The organism is Conyzicola nivalis (assembly GCF_040548875.1).
Lineage (GTDB): Bacteria > Actinomycetota > Actinomycetes > Actinomycetales > Microbacteriaceae > Conyzicola > Conyzicola nivalis_A.
The window spans coordinates 613,559-635,533 of record NZ_JBEPSJ010000002.1 but is presented as its reverse complement, the minus strand read 5'-3'; the positions used below and the strand labels follow the sequence as shown (position 1 = coordinate 635,533).

The following is a 21,975-nucleotide window of genomic DNA, read 5'->3' as shown; positions in this document are numbered from 1 at the left end:
CACCCGCGAGACCTGAGGAAGGAACCCCCATGACCGCTCGAGTCGCTACGCGGCCTCGCAAGCGCCAACGCATGCGCCTGGCTCCCTACATCTTCGTCGCGCCAGCCGTCGTGCTGTTCGTGGTCTTTATGCTCGTGCCGATCCTCTACGCGGCCTGGCTCAGCTTCCAGTCGTACAAGCTCGAGGGCGGGGGCATTCTCGGCACCCGCGTGCAGGTCTTCGCCGGGCTCGACAACTACATCTCCGTGCTCAGCGACCCCGCGCTGGCGACCGGATTCGGGCACCTGGGGCTCTACGGCATCATCGCGGTGCCGCTGACCCTCGGGCTGGCGCTGCTCTTCGCGCTGCTGCTCGACGTGCCCGCCGCCCGCGCCAAGCGCTTCTCGCAGACGGCGATCTTCATCCCCTACGCGGTGCCCGGCGTCGTCGCCGCGCTGCTCTGGGGCTTTATGTACCTGCCGTCGACGAGCCCGTTCTCGTACATCAGCCGCGAACTCGGCTGGGGCACGATCCCCTTCCTCGAAGACCCGGGCATCTTCGGCTCGATCGCCAACATCGCCATCTGGGGCGGCGTCGGCTTCAACATGATCATCATCTACACGTCGCTGCGCGGGATCCCCGACGAGATCTACGAGGCGGCCCGTCTCGACGGCGCCGGCGAGCTGCAGATCGCCCTGCGCATCAAGATCCCCCTCGTCGTGCCCGCGCTGGTGCTCACCGGCATCTTCTCCCTCATCGGCGCACTCCAGCTGTACAGCGAGCCGACCACCCTGAAGCCGATGACCGACGTCATCAGCCAGACCTGGGTTCCGCTGATGACCATCTACCGCAACGCGTTCCTCACCGACGACCTGCCGGGCGCCGCAGCTCTCTCGGTCGTGCTCGCCGTGGGCACCGTCGCCGTTTCCGCACTCGTCCTGTGGCTCACCAACCGCCGCAACAAGGGAGCCCAGTCATGACCGCCATCGCCACCCGCGAGACCGCGAAGCTCAGCACCAGACGGGGCAAGGTCTGGCCCACGATCATCCTGCTCATCGGCGCGGCGTACTGCCTCGTGCCGGTGCTCTGGGTGTTCATGGCGACCTCCAAGTCGCCGGGCGAGCTGTTCACCACGTTCTCGTTCGCACCGGGAACCGGGCTCGTCGACAATCTCACCGACCTGTTCAGCTACGGCGGAGGCCAGTACGGGCTGTGGGCGCTCAACTCGGTCATCTACGCCGGCTTCGGCGGGGTGCTATCAACCTTCATCTCCACCATGGCCGGGTACGGACTCGCCAAGTACGAGTTCAAGGGCCGCAACCTGATCTTCTTCTCGATCCTGGGCGGCGTGCTGATACCCGGCATCACCCTGGCCATCCCGCAGTACCTGCTGCTCTCGCAGGTGGGCCTCGCCGGCGGCTACGTCTCGGTGCTCCTCCCCATCCTGATCAGCCCGTTCGGCATCTACCTCTCCCGCGTCTACGCGGCATCCGCCGTGCCCCAGGACACCATCGAGGCGGCCAGGCTCGACGGCGCGAGCGAGTGGAAGATCTTCATGCGCATCGGCCTGCCGATGATGCTGCCCGGCATGGTGACCGTGTTCATGCTCACCTTCGTGGGTATCTGGAACAACTTCCTGCTGCCGTTCATCATGCTCAGCAATCAGGACAGCTACCCGCTCACGGTCGGCCTCTACACGCTGCTGTCGAAGGGCTCCGGGACCCCGGCCCTGTACTCGGTCGCGATCACCGGCGCCGCCGTCTCGATCATTCCGCTGATCCTGCTCATGCTCTTCCTGCAGCGCTTCTGGCGCCTCGACCTGCTCTCCGGCGGGCTGAAGGGATGACCGGCACCGCAGCGCGGCCCCGCACCCTCGGCGCGACCGGGCCAGAGGTGTCGCGCCTCTGCCTCGGCACCTCGAACTTCAGCCGCACCCGGTTCGGCCTCGGCCCGGTCGAGCCGCTCGAGACGGTGCTCGACCTGGCCGAGACCGCCGGGGCGCCGATCACCCTGATCGACACCTCGAACGAGTACGGCGACGGTTTCAGCGAGGCCTTCGTCGGCGACGCGCTGAGGCGCAGGGCCGGCTCGCCCGTCGTGGTGCAGTCGAAGCTCGACCGCGACACCGAGACGGGCTCGTTCTCGTCGCGGCGCATGTGGCGCAGCCTGCTCGAGAGCACCGCACGCCTCGGCCTCGACCGGCTGCCGATGCTCTACCTGCACGACCCGGAGCACATCGGCTGGGAGGAGGCCTTCGCCGCCGACGGCCCGGTGCGCGCCCTCGTCGAGATGAAGGAGCGCGGCCTCGTCGACGCGATCGGCATCTCCGGCGGCCCGGCGCCCATGCTGCTGCGCTACGTGGAGACCGGCCTGTTCGACGCCGTCATCACCCACAACCGCTTCACGCTCGTCGACCGGTCGGCCGACGAACTGCTGTCCGAGGCATCCGCCCGTTCGATCAGCGTCGTGAACGCGGCCGTCTACGGCGGCGGCGCGCTCGCGAAGTGGCCGGCCCCGGTCGAGCGGTACGCCTACCGCCCCGCGGATCCCGCGATGGCGGACGCGATCGAGCGGATGGGCATGGCCTGCGAGCGCGCGGGCGTCGGTCTGGCCGCCGCCGCCCTGCAGGCGAGCACCCGCGACCCGAGGGTGACCTCGACGGTCGTGGGCGCGAGCACCGCCGCGCAGGTGCGCGAGGCGATCGCCGCCGACACCGTCGAGATCCCCGCGGCGCTCTGGTCGGAGCTCGATGCGCTCGCGCCCTCGCCGCGGCTCTGGCAGGACCCGCCAGGGAGCGTCTGGGGCTAGACCGCCCGCTCCCGAACACCCGTACCACCGAGGCACGCCTCGAGAAAGCTGCACCACATGACCACCTTCGTATCCCGTTCGTCCGACCTCCCGGCCGAGACCTCCTTCCCGTGGATCGCCGACGGCTTCGCCTTCGGCGGCGACTACAGCCCCGAGCAGTGGCCGGAGTCGGTGTGGGAGGAGGACATCGCCCTGATGCGGGAGGCGGGCGTCAACTCGGTGAACGTCGGCGTCTTCTCCTGGGGGCTGCTCGAGGTGGCCGACGGTGTCTTCGAGTGGGGATGGCTCGACCGCATCATGGACCTCCTCCACGCCGGCGGCATCGGCGTGAACCTCGCCACGCCGACCGCCGCACCGCCGATCTGGCTGATGCAGGCGCATCCGGAGATCGCACCGGTCACCCAGCACGGCGTGCGGGTCGCCCAGGGCGGCCGGCTCGGCTGGTCGCCCAGCTCGGCCACGTTCCGCCGCTACGCCCTGCGCATGGTCGAGGCCATCGCCGAACGCTACGGCAGCCACCCCGCGCTGCGCCTCTGGCACGTCAGCAACGAGCTCGGCAACGAGAACGCGCACTGCTACAGCGACGAGACCGGCGCCGCCTGGCGGGTGTGGCTCGAGACGAAGTTCGGCACCGTCGACGCCCTCAACGACGCCTGGGGCACGGCCTTCTGGGGTCACCACTACACGTCCTTCGCCCAGCTGCAGCCGCCGCGGTTCACGGGCACGAGCCACAACCCGGGTCTGCTGCTCGACTTCGAACGCTTCACCTCTGACGCGCTGCTCGGCCACTACCTCGCCGAGCGCGAGGTGCTGCGGCGGGTCACCCCCGCGATCCCCGTCACCACCAACTTCATGATCCAGAACCACCCGAACGGGCTCGACTACGCGGGCTGGGCGAACGAGGTCGACCTCGTCTCCAACGACCACTACACGCTCGGCATCGACCCCGAACGGCACGGCGAGCTCGCCTACAGCGCCGACGTCGTGCGCGGGTTGTCGGGCGGCGACCCGTGGCTGCTCATCGAGCACTCCACCTCGGCGGTCAACTGGCAGGCGCGCAATCGCGCCAAGTCGCCGGGCGAGCTGGGGCGCAACAGTCTCTCCCACATCGCCCGCGGGGCCGACGGCGCCCTGTTCTTCCAGTGGCGGCAGTCCACCGCGGGCAGCGAGCAGTTCCATTCCTCGGTCGTGCCGCACGCCGGCGCCCAGACCAAGATCTTCCGCGAGGTGGCAGAGCTCGGCGCCACGCTGAAGAAGATCCGCGAGGTCGTCGGCAGCCGGGTCGAGCGCTCCCAAGTCGCGATCCTCGCCGACTACGACGCCGCGATGGCCCTGCGCTCCGGCGCGAAGCCGAGCATCGACGTCAACTCACTCGACGTCGCACTCTCGATGCACCGCGAGCTCACGGCCCGCGGCGTCCAGGTCGACGTCGTGCACCCGGCGTCCGACCTCTCCGGGTACGCGGCCGTCATCGCCCCCACCCTCTTCCTCGTCACCGCCGCCACCGTTGAGGCGCTGCGCGGCTACGTCGAGAACGGCGGGCACCTCGTCGTCACAAGCTTCTCCGGCATCGTCACCGAGCACAACCGGGTGGTCGAGGGCGGCTACCCCGGCGCGTTGCGCGACCTGCTCGGCGTGCGCGTCGAGGAGTTCTTCCCGCTGTTCGACGGCGAGACGGTCACGCTCAGCGACGGCTCGACCGGCACCGTGTGGAGCGAGCTGCTACAGCTCGCCGGCGCGGAGGCCCTCGCCCACTACTCCGGCGGCGAGCTCGCCGGAGGCCCCGCGGTCACCGTCGCCGTCGCCGGCCGCGGCACCGCGCAGTACGTGTCCACCCACCTCGACCGGCGTTCGACCGGCGTGCTGATCGAGGGGCTGATCGCCCGCGCGGGCATCACGCCCGTGGCATCCGCCGATCGCGGCCTCGAACTCGTGCGCCGCGTGGGCGACCGCGACGGGGCATCCACCAGCTGGCTGTTCGCCATCAACCACACCACGGCGCCGCTGGCGCTCACCGCCGCCGGAATCGACCTCGTTTCCGGCACCCGCCACGAGGGTGCCGGCGTCATCGCCGCCGGTGCCGTCGCGGTAATCCGAGAGGACCCCCGAGTATGAAGTTCACCAACGGCTTTTGGGAGCCACGCGTCGGCGTGACCCCGCTGTTCGCCCAGGAGGCGTACGACATCGACGCCGAGGGTGACACGCTGCGCATCTACGCGCCCACCAAGGTCATCGAACGCCGGGGCGACGTGCTCAACCGGCCGATGCTCTCCGTGACCCTGTCGTCGCCGCTCGAGGGAGTGGTGCGCGTGCGCATCGAGCACCACACCGGCGGTGTGCCCTCGAAGGGGTTCGACCTGGTCGGGGCGACGGAGGGAGTCGGCGTGGCCGCGACCGAGGAGGTCGACGGCGCGCTCAGCGCGGGGACGCTCACGTCCGGCGGGCTCACCGCCCGCATCACTCCGGGCGCCCCGTGGAACCTCACCTTCGAGTCCGAGGGGCGCGTGCTCACGTCGAGCGGCCACAAGTCCATCGGCTACATGACCCTCGCCGACGGCGCACCCGTCGCGACGGAGCCGGTCGGCGAGGTGGGCATCACCCAGACCGGTCTGGCCCCCGCCAAGCACTACGTGCACGAGCAGCTCAGCCTCGGCGTCGGCGAACTCGTCTACGGCCTCGGCGAACGGTTCGGCCCGCTCGTCAAGAACGGCCAGACCGTCGACATCTGGAACGCCGACGGCGGCACCTCGAGCGAGCAGTCGTACAAGAACATCCCCTTCTACCTCACGAACCGCGGCTACGGAGTGCTCGTCAACCAGCCGGAGCATGTCTCGTTCGAGGTCGGGTCGAGCACGGTCGAGCGGGTGCAGTTCTCCACCGCGGGAGAGGCCCTCGAGTACTTCGTCGTCCTCGGGCCCACCCAGAAGGACGTGCTCCAGCGCTACACGGCGCTCACCGGGCGTCCCGCGAAGGTGCCCGCCTGGTCGTACGGCCTCTGGCTCTCGACGAGCTTCACCACCGACTACGACGAGGCGACCGTGTCGAGCTTCATCGACGGCATGCGCGACCGCGACATCCCGCTCTCGGTGTTCCACTTCGACTGCTTCTGGATGCGCGAGTTCAACTGGACCGACTTCGAGTGGGACAAACGCGTCTTCCCCGACCCCGAGGGGATGCTCGCGCGCCTGCACGAGCGCGAGCTGCGGCTGAGCGCCTGGATCAACCCGTACATCGCCCAACGGTCGTCGCTGTTCGCCGAGGCCGCGGCTGCCGGATACTTGGTGAAGCGGGCGGATGGCACGGTCTGGCAGTGGGATCAGTGGCAGGCCGGCATGGGCATCGTCGACTTCACCAACCCCGAGGCCACCGCGTGGTTCCAAGGAAAGCTGCGGGTGCTGCTCGACCAGGGCATCGACGCGATCAAGACCGACTTCGGCGAACGCATCCCCACCGACGTCGTCTGGCACGACGGAAGCAGCCCCGAGGCGATGCACAACCTCTACACGCAGCTCTACAACGAGGCGGTGTTCTCGGTGCTCGAGGAGCACCGCGGCGAGGGCGACGCCGTGCTCTTCGCCCGCTCGGCCACCACCGGCGGGCAGCGCATGCCCATCCACTGGGGCGGCGACAATTCGTCGTCGTTCGAGTCGATGGCCGAGACGCTCCGCGGCGGACTCTCGCTCGCGTTCAGCGGCTTCGGCTTCTGGAGCCACGACATCGGCGGCTTCGAGGGCATGCCCGACCCCGAGGTGTTCAAGCGCTGGGTCGCGTTCGGCATGTTCTCCAGCCACACCCGGCTGCACGGCTCGTCGAGCTACCGGGTTCCGTGGGCGTTCGACGACGAGGCAGTCGAGGTCACCCGCCTCTTCGCCCAGCGCAAGATCGAGCTGATGCCCTATTTCTACGGCGTCGGCCTTGAGGCCCACGACCGCGGCCTGCCGTACATGCGACCGATGCAGATCGAGTTCGAGGCAGACCCCTCCTGCGCACACCTCGACCGCCAGTACATGATCGGCGCCGACCTGCTGGTGGCTCCCGTGTTCAGCGCCGAGGGCAGCGTCGAGTACTACCTGCCCGCCGGCACCTGGACGAACTACCTCACCGGCGAGACCGCACAGGGGCCCGCCTGGCGCCGCGACACCCACGACGTTCTCAGCCTCCCGCTGTGGGTACGGGAGGGCGCGGTGCTCGCCACCGGCGCACGCACCGACCGCCCCGACTACGACTACCTCGACGACCTGCTGCTCACCGTCTACCCCGGGCCGGCAGGCACCACGGTGACGCGGGTCACGAGCCCCGAGACCGGCCAGACCGCCATCGTCACCACCGTGCGTGGCGAGAGCGACGTGCGGGTGTCGGTGGATGCCCCGGCGGGAGCGACCGTGCACGTCCGGCTGGCCGGCGGCGAGGCATCCGATCTCATCGATGGAAAGGCGACACTTCTCAATGACTGACACCTCGACCGGCAACGCCGACTACCGCGACGCCGGACTCGTCTTCCCCGACGGCTTCGTGTTCGGGTCGGCGACCGCCTCGTACCAGATCGAGGGAGCGGCGAACGAAGACGGCCGCGGCCCGTCGATCTGGGATACCTTCAGCCACACCGAGGGCAAGATCTGGAACGGCGACACCGGAGACGTCGCCGACGACCACTACCACCGGCTCGACGACGACCTCGACCTGATGAAGCGCCTCGGGCTCGAGGCCTACCGCTTCTCGATCGCGTGGCCGCGCATCCAGCCGACCGGTCGAGGCCCGGCCAACGCCAAGGGGATCGAGTTCTACACCCGCCTCGTCGACGGGCTGCTCGCCCGAGGCATCCGCCCCATCGCGACCCTCTACCACTGGGACCTGCCGCAGGCGCTCGAAGACGAGGGCGGCTGGGCCAACCGGGCCACGGCCCACGCGTTCGCCGACTACGCGCGCATCATGGGCGAGGCGCTCGGCGACAGGGTCGTCACCTGGACCACGCTCAACGAGCCGTGGTGCTCGGCCTACCTCGGCTACGGCTCCGGTGCCCACGCCCCCGGACGCACCGAGGCGGCGGCGGCCCTCGCCGCAGTGCACCACCTGAACCTCGCCCACGGCCTGGCCGTGGCGGCGTTGAGGGAGGTCGTCACGAACGACCCCGACTTCTCGATCACGCTCAACCTGCACGTGCTGCGCGGGGAGGGCGAGACCGGGCCGGAGGCGGTGCGTCAGATCGACGGGCTGGCCAACCGCGTGTTCCTCGGCCCGCTGCTCGACGGCGTCTACCCCGCCGACGTGATCGCCGACACAGCGGATGTCACGGACTGGTCGTTCGTGCAGCCGGGCGACCTCGAACTCATCCACCAGCCACTCGACCTGCTGGGTGTGAACTACTATTCGACCACTCTCGTGCGCGTCTGGGACGGCGTCTCGCCGCGGCAGAACAACGACGGCCACAAGGACATGGGCGGATCGGCGTGGCCGGGCGCCGACCGCATCGAGTTCCTGCCGCAGCCGGGGCCGTACACCGAGATGGGCTGGAACATCGAGCCGGCCGGCCTCGAGGAGCTGCTCTTCTCGCTGCACGAGCAGTATCCGGAGCTGCCGCTCATGGTGACAGAGAACGGGGCTGCGTTCGCCGACGAGGTGGCTGACGGGCCCGACGGCCGGGTCGTGCACGACCCGCTGCGCACCGACTACCTGCGCCGTCACTTCACCGCCGCCCACCGGGCGATGCAGCGCGGAGTCGACCTGCGCGGGTACCAGGTGTGGTCGCTGATGGACAACTTCGAGTGGGGCTACGGCTACTCCAAGCGCTTCGGAATCGTCTACATCGACTTCGAGACGCAGGAGCGCGTGCTCAAGGACAGCGCCAAGTGGTACTCCGAGCTCATCGCGACGAGGAGCATCCCGGCCGTCGCCTAGACAGGGTAGCGCCGGCTAGCGGGCCATCCTGATCTCCGGCAGGTCCGTTCCGAACAGCGAGCCGATGCGGCGCCGGGAATCGGGACCGAACCTGTTGCGTCGGTAGAACTTGTGGGCGCCGCGGTTGCGCTCCGAGACCCACAGGTACGAGGCGTCGGGCTCGGCGGCGAGAAGCTGGCTGCCGATGCCCGAGCGCTGCTTGCCGGGCTGCACGTAGACGAAGTAGACCTCGCGCAGCTCTGCGAAGCCCTCGTCGCGACCGGGACCGAAGCCTGCGAACCCCACGATCTCGCCGTCGAGCTCGGCGACGTACTGTGCATACGCATCGCCGCGGGTGACGAATCGCTGCCACAGCTGAGCCATCACGGGCGGGCTCAGTTCGGCGAGCACGTCGGGGGGCAGAACCCGCGAGTACAGCTCGACCCAGCACTGGGAGTGCAGCTGTCCGAGACGGCCCGTGTCTTCGAGCTGCGCCCGGCGTATCACCGTCGTCATGCCGACAGGCTACTGGTCACCGGCGAACGTCGGCACCACCCGAAAGTGGGCCTCGCGCAGATCGAGATCTGTGCGAGGCCCACCGGTGGTCGAGCTGTGCCGGGGCTGTGCCGGGTCAGCGTCCGCGACGCGCGGCGCCGCCCTGCGACATGCGCACGAGGCCGCCGACGGCGATCTTGCCGCCGCCGTTGCCCGCGGGGGCACCGGAACGACGCGGCGCGCCGCCGGTGCGGGGGGCGGATGCGCCCTCGGCGCGCGGGGCACGGTCACGACGCGGCTGGCCAGAGCCGGCGTTGTCGGTCTGGCGACCTGCGCCGCCACCCTCGCGATTGCTGCGCTTGCGCTGGGCGTTGGCGCCCTGGCTGCGGCCGCCCTGGCTCTGTCCGCGGGCCGGCTCTGCGGCACGGGGGAGCGGCTTGACGTACTCGGCGACGTCGCCGACGAGCGCGGTGACGGCGGGCGAGTCGGCGGTCACGCGCTGCGGCGTGACGGTGATCGCAGCCTTGCGCAGCAGCTGCGCGGTGTCCTTGCGCTGCTCGGGCAGGACGAGCGTGACGACCTCGCCCTCCTTGCCGGCGCGGGCGGTGCGGCCCGAGCGGTGCAGGTAGGCCTTGTGCTCGGCCGGCGGGTCGACGTGGATGACGAGCTCGATGTCGTCGACGTGCACGCCGCGGGCTGCGACGTCGGTGGCGACGAGCACGCGGCTCGTGCCGGCGGCGAACGCGGCGAGGTTGCGGTCACGGGCCACCTGCGAGAGGTTTCCGTGCAGGTCGACGGCGGGGATGCCGGCGTCGGTCAGCTGGCGCGCGAGCTTCTTGGCGTGGTGCTTGGTGCGCATGAAGAGGATGCGGCGGCCCTGGCCGGAGGCGAGCTTCTCGATGAGGAGACGCTTGGCCTCGACCGAGTCGACCTCGAACACGTGGTGCGTCATCGCGGAGACGTGGCTGGTGGCCTCGTCGACCGAGTGCAGCACCTCGTTGTGGAGGTAGCGGCGGACGAGCTTGTCCACGCCGTTGTCGAGGGTCGCGCTGAACAGCATGCGCTGTCCGCTCGACGGGGTCTTGTCCATGATGCGGGTGACGACGGGCAGGAAGCCGAGGTCGGCCATGTGGTCTGCCTCGTCGAGGATCGAGATCTCGACCGAGTCGAGGTTGACGAAGCCCTGCTTCATGAGGTCCTCGAGGCGGCCGGGGCAGGCGACGACGATGTCGACACCGGCCTTGAGGGCCGCGACCTGGCGCTGCTGGCTGACGCCGCCGAAGATGGTGGTCGACTTGAGGCCGTAGGCGTCGGCGAGCGGGGTGAGCGCGACGGTGATCTGGGTGGCGAGCTCGCGGGTGGGGGCGAGGATCAGCGCGAGCGGGCGGTTCGGGCGGCGGCTGCCGCCGGCGAGCTTGCCGGCGAGGCGCGCGACCATCGGGATCGAGAACGCGAGGGTCTTGCCGGAGCCGGTCTTTCCACGGCCGAGCACGTCGCGGCCCGACAGGGTGTCGGGGAGCGTGTCGACCTGGATCGGGAACGGCGAGTCGATCCCCTGGGCGGCGAGGGCCGCGACGAGGGGAGCCGGAACGCCGAGCGCGGCGAAGGAGTTTTCAGACATAGGGGTGGTGGTGCCTTTCGGGCATCGGTGTGCACGCCCCCGACCGGCAATGGTGCAGCGGAGAGGTGCTGTGGCGAAGGTGGCGATGGCCACATCCGTTCGCCGGAGAAAGTTTCTGCGAGCACCTGCCGTGTTTCTGATGAGCACGGCGTGCGAGAAGAGTAAGCGTTCAACGACGCAAGGAATCCGTCATGGATCCGCGAGTGCTCTCAGGCTAGCACACGGCCCTTACCGGCCCCCGAACCGCGGCTAGTACGAGCCGAAGTAGCGCTCTCCCACCGGGATCTCGACCGGCACCCGGTTGCCGAGCGGCGCGAGCGGGCACGCCCACGCGGGGTCGTACGCGCACGACGGGTTGTAGGCGAAGTTGAAGTCGAGCACGAGCGTGTCCGCGCCGGTCTGCAGCAGCGCGCCCTTGATCGAGTCGATCAGGTACCGCCCGCCGCCGTACGTTCCGCCGTGCCTGCCCGCCAGCGCGTCGCGCACCGGCACGAAGATCCCGCCGCCGTAGGTCGTGAGCCGCCAGACGTCGAGCGACCCGACACCCGGCACCTCGACGATGCCGAGCCGATCGAACGGCACGATGCCGTCGGTGCCGGTCTCGAAGTCGAAGTGCGCGGGCTCGGCGGGAATGATCGGCAGCTCGAACCGCCAGGTGGGGTCGTACGGCTCGACGGGCAGGCCGGCGAACGACGGCAGGTCGGCCGCCATCACCGGAGTGGACGGATGCTGCGCGAAGAGCCGGTCACGACCCTCGCGCCACAGCGTGTGCCCCTCCGCCACGTCGGGCGTCGCGCGCACCGTCTCGTAGAGGGCGAATACCTGCCGACGCCAGTCGGCGACTTCGAGAGCGGTCATGGTCTCAGGCTAGACCTCGGGCCCGGGCCGCGCCCCGGCGTCAGCGCCAGGTCGGAGCGAGACGCCGGATCGCCATCGCGCGCCACTGCCAGAAACCCCAGTAGGCCAGCCATACCAGCGGGGTGATCGGCCCCGCGGTGAACTCGAGCTGGTCGCGGTAGAGCGTGCGTCCGTCGGGCTGCGCGGAGACGGCCATCCGATGGTGCCAGCCGCGGGTGAGCGTCAGCGGCCAGGTGAGTCCCCGCCCGGTGTCGTGCACGATGCGCACCTCCACCGGGTTCTCATGCCGGCCGTGCACGTGGTCGAGGCGGGTCTCGGTGCGGATGTCGATGATCTGCTCGCCGGCCGGAACGAGCCCGAACGCCCTGGCGGCCACGCGGTGCTCGCCGTCGGGCCACCGGTCGGGGAAGCCGGCGTCGTCGAGCGACGTGAACGACATGAGGGGCGCCGACACTCGGCGGAACACCTCGGGGCTGCGCAGGGCCGACCACGCGGCATCCGCATCGCAGTCCAGCACCATCTTCAACAGAACCCGCATTTGTCCAGTGTGCTCTCCGTTAGGCTTTTTCGCGTGACAACACCCCACGGACAGAACCAGTATCAGGTTCGTTTCGACTGGGGGTTCGCCGGTGCGCAGACCATCTCTGGCGGCGCCGACGTCGTCGTCTGGGTCGACCAGCTCGGATTCGTCGAGAGCGAAGCGACGCTGCCCGAGCACGACGTGGTGCACGGCACGATCGAGAGCCGCCGGGCGCTCGCCGACTGGGCACTCGCCCGTCAGGGCGACCGCGGCGACCGTTTCACGATCGCCGTCGTCGCGGCGGGCGAGCACCGGCCAGACGGCAGCCTCAGGTTCGCGGTCGAAGACCTGCTCGCCGCAGGAGCCGTGATCGACGCCCTCGCCGACGTGGGGATCGACTACTGCTCACCGGAGTCCGCGGCGGCAGCGGCGGCGTACACCGGGCTCAGCAACGCAACGAGCCACCTGATCTCGTCGTCGGCGAGCGGTCAGGCGCTCGGCCGGCCGACCCTCACGCTCGACGAGGTCAGCGAGGTCGCCGTGCTGAGGGAATTCAGGGTCGGACCGTAGCGTTTGCCCTGAGTAAAGCCACCAAAGGAGCACACCGTGAAGGCAATGCTGGGCGATGTAGTCATCGCAGATTCCCCCAAAGAAGACCTCATCTCGATCGAGGGCAACTGGTACTTCCCGCCGTCGAGCGTCAACAGCGAGTTTCTCGTCGAGAGCCCGACCCCGTACCACTGCCCGTGGAAGGGCGACTGCCAGTACTTCTCGGTGCGCTCCGGCGACACCCTGCTGCAGGACCGCGCCTTTAGCTACCCGAACCCGCTCCCGACCGCGTTCGACCGCGTCGGCAAGGACTTCTCGAACTACGTCGCCTTCTGGAAGGAAGTCCGGGTCGTCGACTAGTCACGACGTTCGACCGCGGGGCCCGGCCTCTGAGACCGTTCGACGAGGTCGGGCCTCAGCGGTTGTTCGCGCGGTGCGTGCGCACCTTCGCGCGGTTGCCGCAGCGTTTCATCGAGCACCAGCGCCGGTTGTTCGACCGGCTCTCGTCGTAGAAGACCAGGCCGCAGTCGTCGGCGGCGCACGGCCGGATCCGCTCCCGCTGCTGCGGGGCGAACAGCTCGACCGCCTCGCGCGCCATGGCCGAGAGGGCCTGGCCGGCGCGGGCGTTCGAGCGTCCGGCCTGTCGAGAGCCGCCGTCGAGGGCGGGCGGGATGTCGGGGGTCGCAGCAAAGAGGTTGATGATGTCGACGTCGCCCGGTGCCGGCGGCTCGTCGCGGCTCGCGGCCATGGCGCTGTGGGCGATGGCGGTGCGCAGCGCGAGCGCGTCCTTCAGGTCGCGTTCGGTGGCCGGGGTCACCCCGGTGAAGCGACCGTCGAGCCAGGCGGCGAGGTCGTCGGCGGTGTGCAGCGTCTCCCACTCGGGGTTCTCGCCCATGGCGCCCGAGTAGGCGAAGTCGAGCGAGACCGCGCCGGAGTCGAACCACCACTGGTGTCCGTCGCCCGAGCGGAACCACTGACCAGTAGTTTTCGTTGACTGCACGTAACCAATATAGTGGGTTACATGAATGCCGCTCCGAACACGACTCCCGACAGTACAGGCTCCAAGAAGGACGCCGGGTGGGAGGTCGGAGTACGCGAGACGATCGACGTGCCGCTGCCCGTCGTCTGGCAGTTCCTGGTCAGCCGGGGCATCCCGCTCTGGCTCGGCGACGGCGAGTTCCGCGGCACCAAAGGCTTCAAGTACTCGATGGCCGACGGAGTGCACGGCGAGGTGCTCGCCTACGCCGAGGGCTCGAAGATCCGCGTCAGCTGGCGTCCCGACGACTGGCCGCACGACACCGTCCTCGTGCTCAGCGTCAAGGAGGTCGAGGAGGGCACCACGATCGCCATCCACCACCAGGAGCTCTCCGGCCGCGAAGAGCGCCGCATGATGCTCGGCCACTGGAAGAACGTGGTCGCGAGCATCACCAAGGCGCTCGCCAGCCGCTAGGCCTCCCGTTCGCGCATTCCGTTTCTACCGGCGCACCCAGTCGATCGCGTTCGCGGGATCGAACCGGCGCGAGCACTTGCCGCAGGCGAGCGGCCGTTTGGGCTGGCGATAGCGATAGTGGATGTGCCCCATCGGGCACGTGCCGACCCACGGCGCGAGCTCGTCTGCGATCGCCCCGTCGTGCAGCCGCGAGCCCTCGTAGCCGAGCTCGGCCGCCGTCGCCTTCCATCGCGCGCCGTGGCCCGCGCGGGAGCCGGCCATGGCGTGGGCGACCTCGTGCAGCAGTATCTGATGCACCTCGTCGTCTTCGTACTTGGCGGCGAGGTATTTGGACACCGAGATGCGCTTGGTCGTGTAGTTGCACAGGCCCGCGCGGGTCTTCGCGTTGTCGAAGCCGAAGCTCCACACGGCGGGGTCGAGGTGCAGCGCGATGAGGGCGTTCGCCCACTGCCGCACACGTACTAGTTCTGCCACCTGCTGAGATTAGCTCCCGGCACCGTCGATGAAGGTCTCGGTGATCTGGATGGCGATCATCGCCGCGTCGACCTCGTCTGGGGAGGACTTGATGCGCACGTGCACCTTGAGCGCGTCGCTGAAGTCGCGGCGGGCGGCGTCGTAGTTCTCCATGTCGAAGTTCACGCGGCCGCGCTGCTGCAGGGCGAACGCCTCGGTGGCCGACCAGTCGTGGCCGTGCGCCTCGTTGACGCAGTCGGTGAGGTCGGCCAGCGCGGGCTCGAGCTTGCCGAGCGCCTGCTGCACCTGGGCGCGCCGCACACGGGCGAGGGCGAGCATCTCGCGGTCGCCGCCGAACCGGGCCTGGCGCACCGCCTGGTTGGCGATGTCCCACGCCTCGTCGAGTTTGCCGGCGAGGCGCAGCAGGCCGACCTTCTCGTCGAGGGCCGCGGCACTGCGAAGCTCGCCGAGCTCCACGAGACGCTCTTCGAGCGCGACGGGGTCGACCTGTTCGCGAAGGGTGGTGGGGTCGTAACCCAAAACGATAGCCACGGGGAATTCCTTAGATTGACGTGCGAGTCAAGGTTAACCCGGGGTTGCCGTTTCGAGGACAACCTGGAGCAGCTTGTCGTCGCCCGGTTGCGGCACTCCCCGGCCGTCGGTGTTGCCGGTGAGCATCCACAGGGTCCCGTCGGGACCGGTGGCGACGTCGCGGATGCGCCCGAAGCTCCCCGCGAACCAGCTCTGCGCGTCGACGCCGTCGACGGTCGTCACCGACCACACCCGCTGACCCTTGAGGGCGGCGAGGTAGAAGGTGCCGCGCACGAACGCCAGCCCGCTGGGGCTCGCCTCGTCGGTCGCCCATTGGGCCACCGGGTTCACGAACGCCGGGTCGGAGCCGACCCCCTCGACAGTCGGCCATCCGTAGTTCGCGCCCGGGGTGATCGCGTTGAGCTCGTCCCAGGTGTTCTGCCCGAACTCGGCGGCCCAGAGCTGCCCGGCCGCGTCCCAGGCCAGGCCCTGCGGGTTGCGGTGGCCGAGCGAGTAGACCAGCGAGTTCGCGATCGGGTTGTCGGCGGGCACGGCGCCGGTCGGCGACATCCGCAGGATCTTGCCGTTCAGGGAGCCGGCGTTCTGCGAGGCGTCGGGGTCGCTCGCGTCGCCCGTCGTCGCGTAGAGCTGCCCGTCGGGCCCGAACGCGATGCGTCCGCCGTTGTGGTTGCCGGCCTTAGCGATGCCCGTGAGCACGGGCTCGACCGCGCCGAGAGAGTACGAGCCCGCCTCGCCGTCGAGGGCGACGCGCACGATGCGATTGTCGGATGCCGCGGTGAAGTACGCGTAGAGCCACGGCGAGCCGTCGGCCCCGTCGGCCGTCTCGGTCCCTGACCCCGTCTCGGTCCCATCGCCCGTCTCGGTCCCTGAGCCTGTCGAAGGGCCATCGCCCGTCTCGGTCCCTGAGCCTGTCGAAGGGCCCGACCCCGTCGCAGCCGCCACCCCTTCCCGCACCGCGAGCCCGAGCAGCCCGCCCTCGCCGCCCGGCTGCACGCCGGCGATCTCGCCGACAACCCGGATCGTCCCGTCGGCGGTCAGCTCCTTGACGAGACCGGTGTCGCGCTCGCTCACCAGCGCCGACCCGCTCGCGAGGCGCACGACCGACCACGGCGAGGTGAAGCCCTCGGCGACGACGGTCGGATCTCCGCTCGGCAGCGCCGGCGGCTCCGGCGTGGCGCTCGGGCTGGCGCTCGAGGTCGGCACGGGCGCGGGCTCGCCGCCCCCGGTGCCCGCGCACGCCGCGAGCGTGGCGACGGTCGCCGCGACGGCGACCCCACGCATCCACCGGCTCATGTTCATGCTCCCAGTCTCCCGCCGCCCGACCAGAGGGGCAATGAATCGACCTTCACGGCGTGCTTCAAGGTCGATTGATTGCCACGCAGCTCTGCGGCGCCTGGCGGACCGAGCCGAGGGGCAATGAATCGACACTCGGCGCCCCGTTCAGCGTCGATTGTTTGCCCCGCAGGTCGGCAGAGCGCTACGGACGCACCTGGAAGATGCTCTTCGCCGGCGGCGGCGACTGGATCGCGGTCGCGTCGGTCACGATGGGCGCGCCCGCGATGAACGCTCGCAGCTCGGCGCCTGCCACGACCTTCGACGGGTGCGGTCCGCCTGCCAGCAGCCGCGGCATCCACTCCAGGGGCAGGTCGCTCTTCGAGCCGACCAGCACGACGTTTCCGAAGCGGCGTCCCTTGAGGATCTGCGTCTCGGCGAGCACCGCCACGTCGGCGACGACCGACGCGAGCGTCGAAGCCTGGCCGCGGGCGAACACGAGGCCGGGGCCGTCGGCGACGTTGACAAGCACGACGCCGTCGTCGGCGAGCAGCGACACGGCCTCGGTGTAGAACTCGAGGCTCGTGACGTGCGCCGGAGTGCGGGCACCGCTGAAGATGTCGATCACGAGCAGGTCGACCGATCCGCGGAGCCCGGCCGGGAACTTGCCCAGCACGGCACGGGCGTCGCCGTGACGCACCTTGATCTGCGCCCGCGGAGACCACGGCAGGTTGGTGCGCACGAAGTCGACCAGGTCGCTCTCGAGCTCGACCACCTGCTGGCGCGAACCGGGGCGGGTGGCTTCGACGTAGCGGGGGAGGGTGAACGCTCCTGCGCCGAGGTGCACGGCCGTGATCGGCTGCCCGGGCATGCCGATCTGGTCGATCACGTGCCCCATGCGCTGGATGTACTCGAAGAACAACTCAGACGGATCGTCGATGTTAACGTGCGACTGGGGTGTCCCGTCGACGATGAGCGTGAACGAGCCCGGCACCCAGCGGTCGGGTTCGATCACGGCGCGGTAGCCGCTGGTGGCCAGCACGATCGACGGGATTTCGTTCATCCCTCGACCTTGCCACACCCTGCCTCAGTCGAGCTGCGCCGACCTCTCGGCCAGCACGGCGTCGACGAGGCCGATGCTCTCGGCCAGCCTGTCTTCGCGGTTGCCGTGCACGAACTGGCCGCGCTCGCCGAGCAGGGTGAGCTCGTCGACGAACCACTGCGTCATCGTCGGGCGAAACTGCTCCCCGTCACGGATTCCGTCCTGGGTGAAGGCGACGTCACGGTGGTCGGTGAGGAGGTAGAGCGCGCGGGCCGGCAGCACCGGCAGAGCGTCGCGGGCCGCCGTCGACTCGTTGCCGAGGTAGCGGCGCTCCCAGATCTGGGTGGCGAGCGCGTCGGTGTCGCAGAAGAGCACGGGCGAACCCGTGGATGCCGCCGCGTTCTCGAGGCGCTGCTGTTCGAGGGCGATGACCGCGAAGTCTTTGGGCGCCCAGTCGGCGCTGCGGAACTCCGAGTCGTCGTCGAGGCCGAGACCGAGTTCGGCGATCTTGCCCACCGTGTAGTCGCGGCCGAACTCGGAGACCCAGAGGGTATTGCTCCAGATTCCGCCGCGGGCGCGGTAGTGCTGGGCCAGATCGCGGGTGAGCGTCGTCTTGCCGGTCGACTCCGCGCCGACCACGACCACGCGCAGAGTGAGCGCTTCGCGGGCCTCCGGAGACAGCCGTTCCCAGCTCTCGTAGAGGTCGACGTCGTTCATCTGTGAGGCACTCCGTGGGTCTTATAGCCGAATCCACGATTGTGGTCAAGGAATAGCTAGACATACAGGACTGTTTTGTCCTATAGTTGTTCTTTGCGCTCCCAGACAACCATGCAGTCATATTGTGGACAGTTGGTGCGCCCCGAGTATAGCGGCGGGGTAGGCCTTTTATAGGCCCTGGTGAGCATTTCATTACCGACAGTCGGTTTACCGGCATAAGACCCGACGGGGTCCACGGAGGTTATTTCCTTGGCTGCTGCGCGCAACGCGTCCACCAAAAAGTCCACTAAGAACGGCCGCACCGCATCGCGCGTGTCGTTCGCAAAGATTACCGACACCCTGACGGTTCCCGATCTGCTCGCATTGCAGACCGAGAGCTTCGACTGGCTCGTCGGAAACGACATCTGGAAAAAGCGCGTCGAGGAAGGTCTGGCCCAGGGCCGCACCGACCTGCCGACCCGCTCTGGTCTCGATGAGATCTTCGAGGAGATTTCTCCCATCGAAGACCTCGGCGAGACGATGCAGCTGTCGTTCACCGGTCCAGAGCTCGAAGAGCCGAAGTACACGATTGACGAGTGCAAGGAGCGTGGCAAGACCTACGCCGCTCCTCTCTACGTGAACGCCGAGTTCATGAACCACCTCACCGGTGAGATCAAGACCCAGACGGTCTTCATGGGCGACTTCCCGCTGATGACCATCAAGGGAACGTTCATCATCAACGGCACCGAGCGTGTCGTCGTCTCGCAGCTGGTGCGTTCGCCCGGTGTCTACTTCGACCGCACGCCCGAGAAGCTGTCCGACAAGGACATCTACTCCGCTCGCATCATCCCGAGCCGTGGCGCATGGCTCGAGTTCGAGATCGACAAGCGCGACCAGGTCGGCGTTCGCATCGACCGCAAGCGCAAGCAGAGCGTCACCGTGTTCCTCAAGGCCCTCGGCCTGACGAGCGAGCAGATCCTCGAGGAGTTCAAGGGCTTCCCGTCGATCGAGCTCACCCTCGAGAAGGACAACATCCTCACGAAGGAAGAAGCCCTCAAGGACATCTACCGCAAGCTGCGTCCCGGCGAGCAGGTTGCCGCCGAGGCCGCGCGTGCGCTCCTCGACAACTTCTACTTCAACTCGAAGCGCTACGACCTCGCGAAGGTCGGTCGTTACAAGATCAACCGCAAGCTCGGAATCGACGCTCCGCTGTCGAACTCCGTGCTGAGCCTGGAAGACATCCTCGCGACCATCAAGTACCTCGTCTCGCTCCACGACGAGTCCGCCCCCAACGTCACGGTGCACGACAACAGCCTGTCGACCGTCAAGGGCGTGCGCGATGGCAAGAAGGTCGACGTGCGTCTCGATGTCGACGACATCGACCACTTCGGCAACCGTCGCATCCGCGCGGTCGGCGAGCTCATCCAGAACCAGGTCCGCACCGGTCTCTCCCGCATGGAGCGCGTCGTCCGCGAGCGCATGACCACGCAGGACATCGAAGCGATCACCCCGCAGACCCTGATCAACGTGCGCCCCGTCGTCGCCGCGATCAAGGAGTTCTTCGGTACGTCGCAGCTCTCGCAGTTCATGGACCAGAACAACCCGCTCGCGGGTCTGACCCACAAGCGCCGCCTGTCGGCTCTTGGCCCGGGTGGTCTGTCGCGTGAGCGTGCAGGCGTCGAGGTCCGAGACGTTCACCCGTCGCACTACGGCCGCATGTGCCCGATCGAGACCCCGGAAGGCCCGAACATCGGCCTGATCGGTTCGCTCGCATCGTTCGCGCGCATCAACGCGTTCGGCTTCATCGAGACGCCGTACCGTCGAGTCGTCAATGGCAAGGTCACGACCACCATCGACTACCTGACCGCGAGCGAGGAAGACGACTACATCGTCGCCCAGGCAAACGCGCCCCTCACGGCCGACGCCCACTTCGCCGACCCTCGCGTGCTCGCACGCAAGAAGGGTGGCGAGGTAGACCTCATCCCCGTCGACACCATCGGTTACATGGATGTCTCGCCGCGCCAGATGGTCTCGGTCGCGACGTCGCTCATCCCGTTCCTCGAGCACGACGATGCAAACCGCGCACTCATGGGTGCCAACATGCAGCGCCAGGCCGTCCCGCTGCTGCGCAGCGAGTCGCCTCTCGTCGGTACCGGTATGGAGGGCTACGCGGCTATCGACGCCGGCGACGTGCTCACCGCCGAGAAGGCCGGTGTGGTCGCCGAGGTCTCGGCCGACGTCATCACCATCCAGCTCGACGAGGGCGGAACGCAGGACTACTACCTGCGCAAGTTCGACCGCTCCAACCAGGGCACGAGCTACAACCACCGCGTCATCGTCAATGCGGGCGACCGCATCGAGGTCGGCGAGGTCCTCGCAGACGGACCCGCCACCGAGAACGGCGAGCTGTCCCTCGGAAAGAACCTTCTCGTGGCATTCATGCCGTGGGAGGGCTACAACTTCGAGGACGCGATGATCCTGAGCCAGAACCTGGTGAAGGACGACGTGCTCTCCTCGATTCACATCGAAGAGTACGAAGTCGACGCCCGCGACACCAAGCTCGGTAAGGAAGAGATCACCCGCGACCTCCCGAACGTCAGCCCGGAACTCCTGGCCGACCTCGACGAGCGTGGAATCATCCGTATCGGTGCAGAGGTCCGCCCCGGCGACATCCTCGTCGGAAAGGTCACGCCGAAGGGCGAGACCGAGCTCTCCGCCGAGGAGCGCCTGCTGCGCGCCATCTTCAACGAGAAGAGCCGTGAGGTTCGCGACACCTCGCTGAAGGTTCCCCACGGCGAGCAGGGCACGATCATCGCCGTCAAGGAGTTCAGCGCCGACAACGACGACGAGCTCGGCTCGGGCGTCAACCAGCGCGTCGTCGTCTACATCGCCCAGAAGCGCAAGATCACCGCGGGTGACAAGCTCGCTGGTCGCCACGGCAACAAGGGTGTCATCTCGCGCATTCTGCCGGTCGAGGACATGCCGTTCCTCGCCGACGGAACTCCCGTCGACATCATCCTGAACCCGCTCGGTATCCCGGGACGAATGAACTTCGGCCAGGTTCTCGAGACCCACCTCGGTTGGGTCGCGAAGCAGGGTTGGAACATCGACGGAAAGCCGAAGTGGGCCGAAGCGATTCCGGAGGAGGCACGCAGTGCCGCTCCCGGAACCAAGGTAGCCACGCCGGTGTTCGACGGTGCGCTCGAAGCGGAAATCGAAGGGCTCCTCGACTCCACCACGCTCACGCGTGATGGCGAGCGTCTCATCGACTCCAGCGGAAAGGCACGTCTGTTCGACGGCCGTTCCGGCGAGCCGTTCCCCCAGCCGGTGTCGGTCGGGTACATGTACATCCTCAAGCTGCACCACCTTGTCGACGACAAGATCCACGCACGCTCGACGGGTCCGTACTCGATGATCACCCAGCAGCCGCTCGGTGGTAAGGCGCAGTTCGGTGGACAGCGTTTCGGTGAGATGGAAGTGTGGGCCCTCGAGGCCTATGGAGCCGCGTACGCGCTCCAGGAACTTCTCACCATCAAGTCCGACGACATCCTCGGTCGCGTAAAGGTGTACGAGGCCATCGTCAAGGGCGAGAACATCCAGGAGCCCGGTATTCCGGAGAGCTTCAAGGTTCTCATCAAGGAGATGCAGTCACTGTGTCTGAACGTCGAGGTCCTCTCGGCCGACGGATCCATCGTGAACCTGCGCGACACGGATGACGAAGTCTTCCGCGCCGCTGAGGAACTCGGCATCAACATCTCTACCCGGTTCGAGTCTTCGTCTATTGACGAGATCTAGACCGAACCCGA

Annotated in this window: 20 protein-coding genes; 10 read left to right on the top strand and 10 right to left on the bottom strand. The window is 68.4% G+C overall.

The window, feature by feature from the left end; genetic code table 11:
- Positions 1-71: 71 nt before the first annotated feature.
- The 6 genes from ABIE21_RS11780 to ABIE21_RS11755 are packed head-to-tail and all read left to right on the top strand — an operon-like array spanning position 72 to position 8,682.
- Positions 72-959, top strand: a complete 888-nt coding sequence (locus ABIE21_RS11780) for a carbohydrate ABC transporter permease (protein WP_354024999.1) — start codon at positions 72-74, stop codon at positions 957-959.
- Positions 956-1,825 carry a carbohydrate ABC transporter permease gene (locus ABIE21_RS11775; protein ID WP_354024998.1) on the top strand — a complete coding sequence of 290 codons (870 nt, stop codon included), beginning with the start codon at positions 956-958 and terminating at the stop codon, positions 1,823-1,825. Before ABIE21_RS11780 ends, ABIE21_RS11775 begins: the two co-directional genes overlap by 4 nt.
- Positions 1,822-2,787 carry an aldo/keto reductase gene (locus ABIE21_RS11770; RefSeq protein WP_354024997.1) on the top strand — a complete coding sequence of 322 codons (966 nt, stop codon included), beginning with the start codon at positions 1,822-1,824 and terminating at the stop codon, positions 2,785-2,787. The genes ABIE21_RS11775 and ABIE21_RS11770 overlap by 4 nt, the downstream gene beginning before the upstream one ends.
- Before the next feature lie 57 nt (positions 2,788-2,844).
- On the top strand, positions 2,845-4,902 hold the full coding sequence (locus tag ABIE21_RS11765; RefSeq protein WP_354024996.1) for a beta-galactosidase: 2,058 nt from the start codon (positions 2,845-2,847) through the stop codon (positions 4,900-4,902).
- Positions 4,899-7,241 carry an alpha-xylosidase gene (gene yicI / locus ABIE21_RS11760; protein ID WP_354024995.1) on the top strand — a complete coding sequence of 781 codons (2,343 nt, stop codon included), beginning with the start codon at positions 4,899-4,901 and terminating at the stop codon, positions 7,239-7,241. Before ABIE21_RS11765 ends, yicI begins: the two co-directional genes overlap by 4 nt.
- Positions 7,234-8,682, top strand: coding sequence for a GH1 family beta-glucosidase (locus ABIE21_RS11755; RefSeq protein ID WP_354024994.1), 1,449 nt, complete (start codon positions 7,234-7,236; stop codon positions 8,680-8,682). Before yicI ends, ABIE21_RS11755 begins: the two co-directional genes overlap by 8 nt.
- Before the next feature lie 15 nt (positions 8,683-8,697).
- Here ABIE21_RS11755 and ABIE21_RS11750 read toward each other — a convergent pair whose 3' ends face one another.
- The 4 genes from ABIE21_RS11750 to ABIE21_RS11735 form a co-directional block, all read right to left on the bottom strand.
- The gene (locus ABIE21_RS11750) at positions 8,698-9,177 is read right to left on the bottom strand and encodes a GNAT family N-acetyltransferase (RefSeq protein WP_354024993.1); all 480 of its coding nucleotides are present in this window, start codon (positions 9,175-9,177) and stop codon (positions 8,698-8,700) included.
- Between the two features lie 115 nt (positions 9,178-9,292).
- Positions 9,293-10,777, bottom strand: a complete 1,485-nt coding sequence (locus ABIE21_RS11745; protein ID WP_354024992.1) for a DEAD/DEAH box helicase — start codon at positions 10,775-10,777, stop codon at positions 9,293-9,295.
- A 249-nt stretch (positions 10,778-11,026) separates the two neighbouring features.
- The gene (locus ABIE21_RS11740) at positions 11,027-11,635 is read right to left on the bottom strand and encodes a DUF1684 domain-containing protein (RefSeq protein WP_354024991.1); all 609 of its coding nucleotides are present in this window, start codon (positions 11,633-11,635) and stop codon (positions 11,027-11,029) included.
- 40 nt (positions 11,636-11,675) lie between these two features.
- On the bottom strand, positions 11,676-12,173 hold the full coding sequence (locus tag ABIE21_RS11735; RefSeq protein WP_354024990.1) for a hypothetical protein: 498 nt from the start codon (positions 12,171-12,173) through the stop codon (positions 11,676-11,678).
- 33 nt (positions 12,174-12,206) lie between these two features.
- Between ABIE21_RS11735 and ABIE21_RS11730 the strand changes: the two genes are divergently transcribed.
- Positions 12,207-12,725 (top strand): hypothetical protein, encoded by a 519-nt coding sequence (locus ABIE21_RS11730; protein ID WP_354024989.1) that lies wholly within the window; start codon positions 12,207-12,209, stop codon positions 12,723-12,725.
- Positions 12,726-12,761: 36 nt separating this feature from the next.
- Complete coding sequence (locus tag ABIE21_RS11725) at positions 12,762-13,064, top strand: DUF427 domain-containing protein (RefSeq protein WP_354024988.1); 303 nt, start codon at positions 12,762-12,764, stop codon at positions 13,062-13,064.
- A gap of 55 nt (positions 13,065-13,119) precedes the next feature.
- Here the strand turns inward: ABIE21_RS11725 and ABIE21_RS11720 are convergent, their stop codons facing one another.
- Positions 13,120-13,704 carry a CGNR zinc finger domain-containing protein gene (locus ABIE21_RS11720; RefSeq protein ID WP_354024987.1) on the bottom strand — a complete coding sequence of 195 codons (585 nt, stop codon included), beginning with the start codon at positions 13,702-13,704 and terminating at the stop codon, positions 13,120-13,122.
- A 21-nt stretch (positions 13,705-13,725) separates the two neighbouring features.
- On the opposite strand from ABIE21_RS11720, the gene ABIE21_RS11715 reads away from it, so the two are divergent.
- Complete coding sequence (locus tag ABIE21_RS11715; RefSeq protein WP_354024986.1) at positions 13,726-14,154, top strand: SRPBCC family protein; 429 nt, start codon at positions 13,726-13,728, stop codon at positions 14,152-14,154.
- Between the two features lie 24 nt (positions 14,155-14,178).
- Here ABIE21_RS11715 and ABIE21_RS11710 read toward each other — a convergent pair whose 3' ends face one another.
- The 5 genes from ABIE21_RS11710 to ABIE21_RS11690 form a co-directional block, all read right to left on the bottom strand.
- Entirely contained in the window at positions 14,179-14,628 is a 450-nt protein-coding gene (locus ABIE21_RS11710) for a SprT-like domain-containing protein (RefSeq protein ID WP_354024985.1), read from the bottom strand.
- A 9-nt stretch (positions 14,629-14,637) separates the two neighbouring features.
- On the bottom strand, positions 14,638-15,159 hold the full coding sequence (locus ABIE21_RS11705; protein ID WP_354024984.1) for a hypothetical protein: 522 nt from the start codon (positions 15,157-15,159) through the stop codon (positions 14,638-14,640).
- 33 nt (positions 15,160-15,192) lie between these two features.
- Positions 15,193-16,458: a PQQ-dependent sugar dehydrogenase gene (locus tag ABIE21_RS11700; RefSeq protein ID WP_354024983.1), complete on the bottom strand. Its 1,266-nt coding sequence runs from the start codon at positions 16,456-16,458 to the stop codon at positions 15,193-15,195.
- A 178-nt stretch (positions 16,459-16,636) separates the two neighbouring features.
- Positions 16,637-17,494, bottom strand: a complete 858-nt coding sequence (locus ABIE21_RS11695) for a spermidine synthase (protein ID WP_354024982.1) — start codon at positions 17,492-17,494, stop codon at positions 16,637-16,639.
- A 24-nt stretch (positions 17,495-17,518) separates the two neighbouring features.
- Positions 17,519-18,190 (bottom strand): ATP-binding protein, encoded by a 672-nt coding sequence (locus ABIE21_RS11690; protein ID WP_354024981.1) that lies wholly within the window; start codon positions 18,188-18,190, stop codon positions 17,519-17,521.
- Positions 18,191-18,439: 249 nt separating this feature from the next.
- Between ABIE21_RS11690 and rpoB the strand changes: the two genes are divergently transcribed.
- Positions 18,440-21,964: a DNA-directed RNA polymerase subunit beta gene (gene rpoB, locus ABIE21_RS11685; protein ID WP_354024980.1), complete on the top strand. Its 3,525-nt coding sequence runs from the start codon at positions 18,440-18,442 to the stop codon at positions 21,962-21,964.
- Positions 21,965-21,975 lie beyond the last annotated feature (11 nt).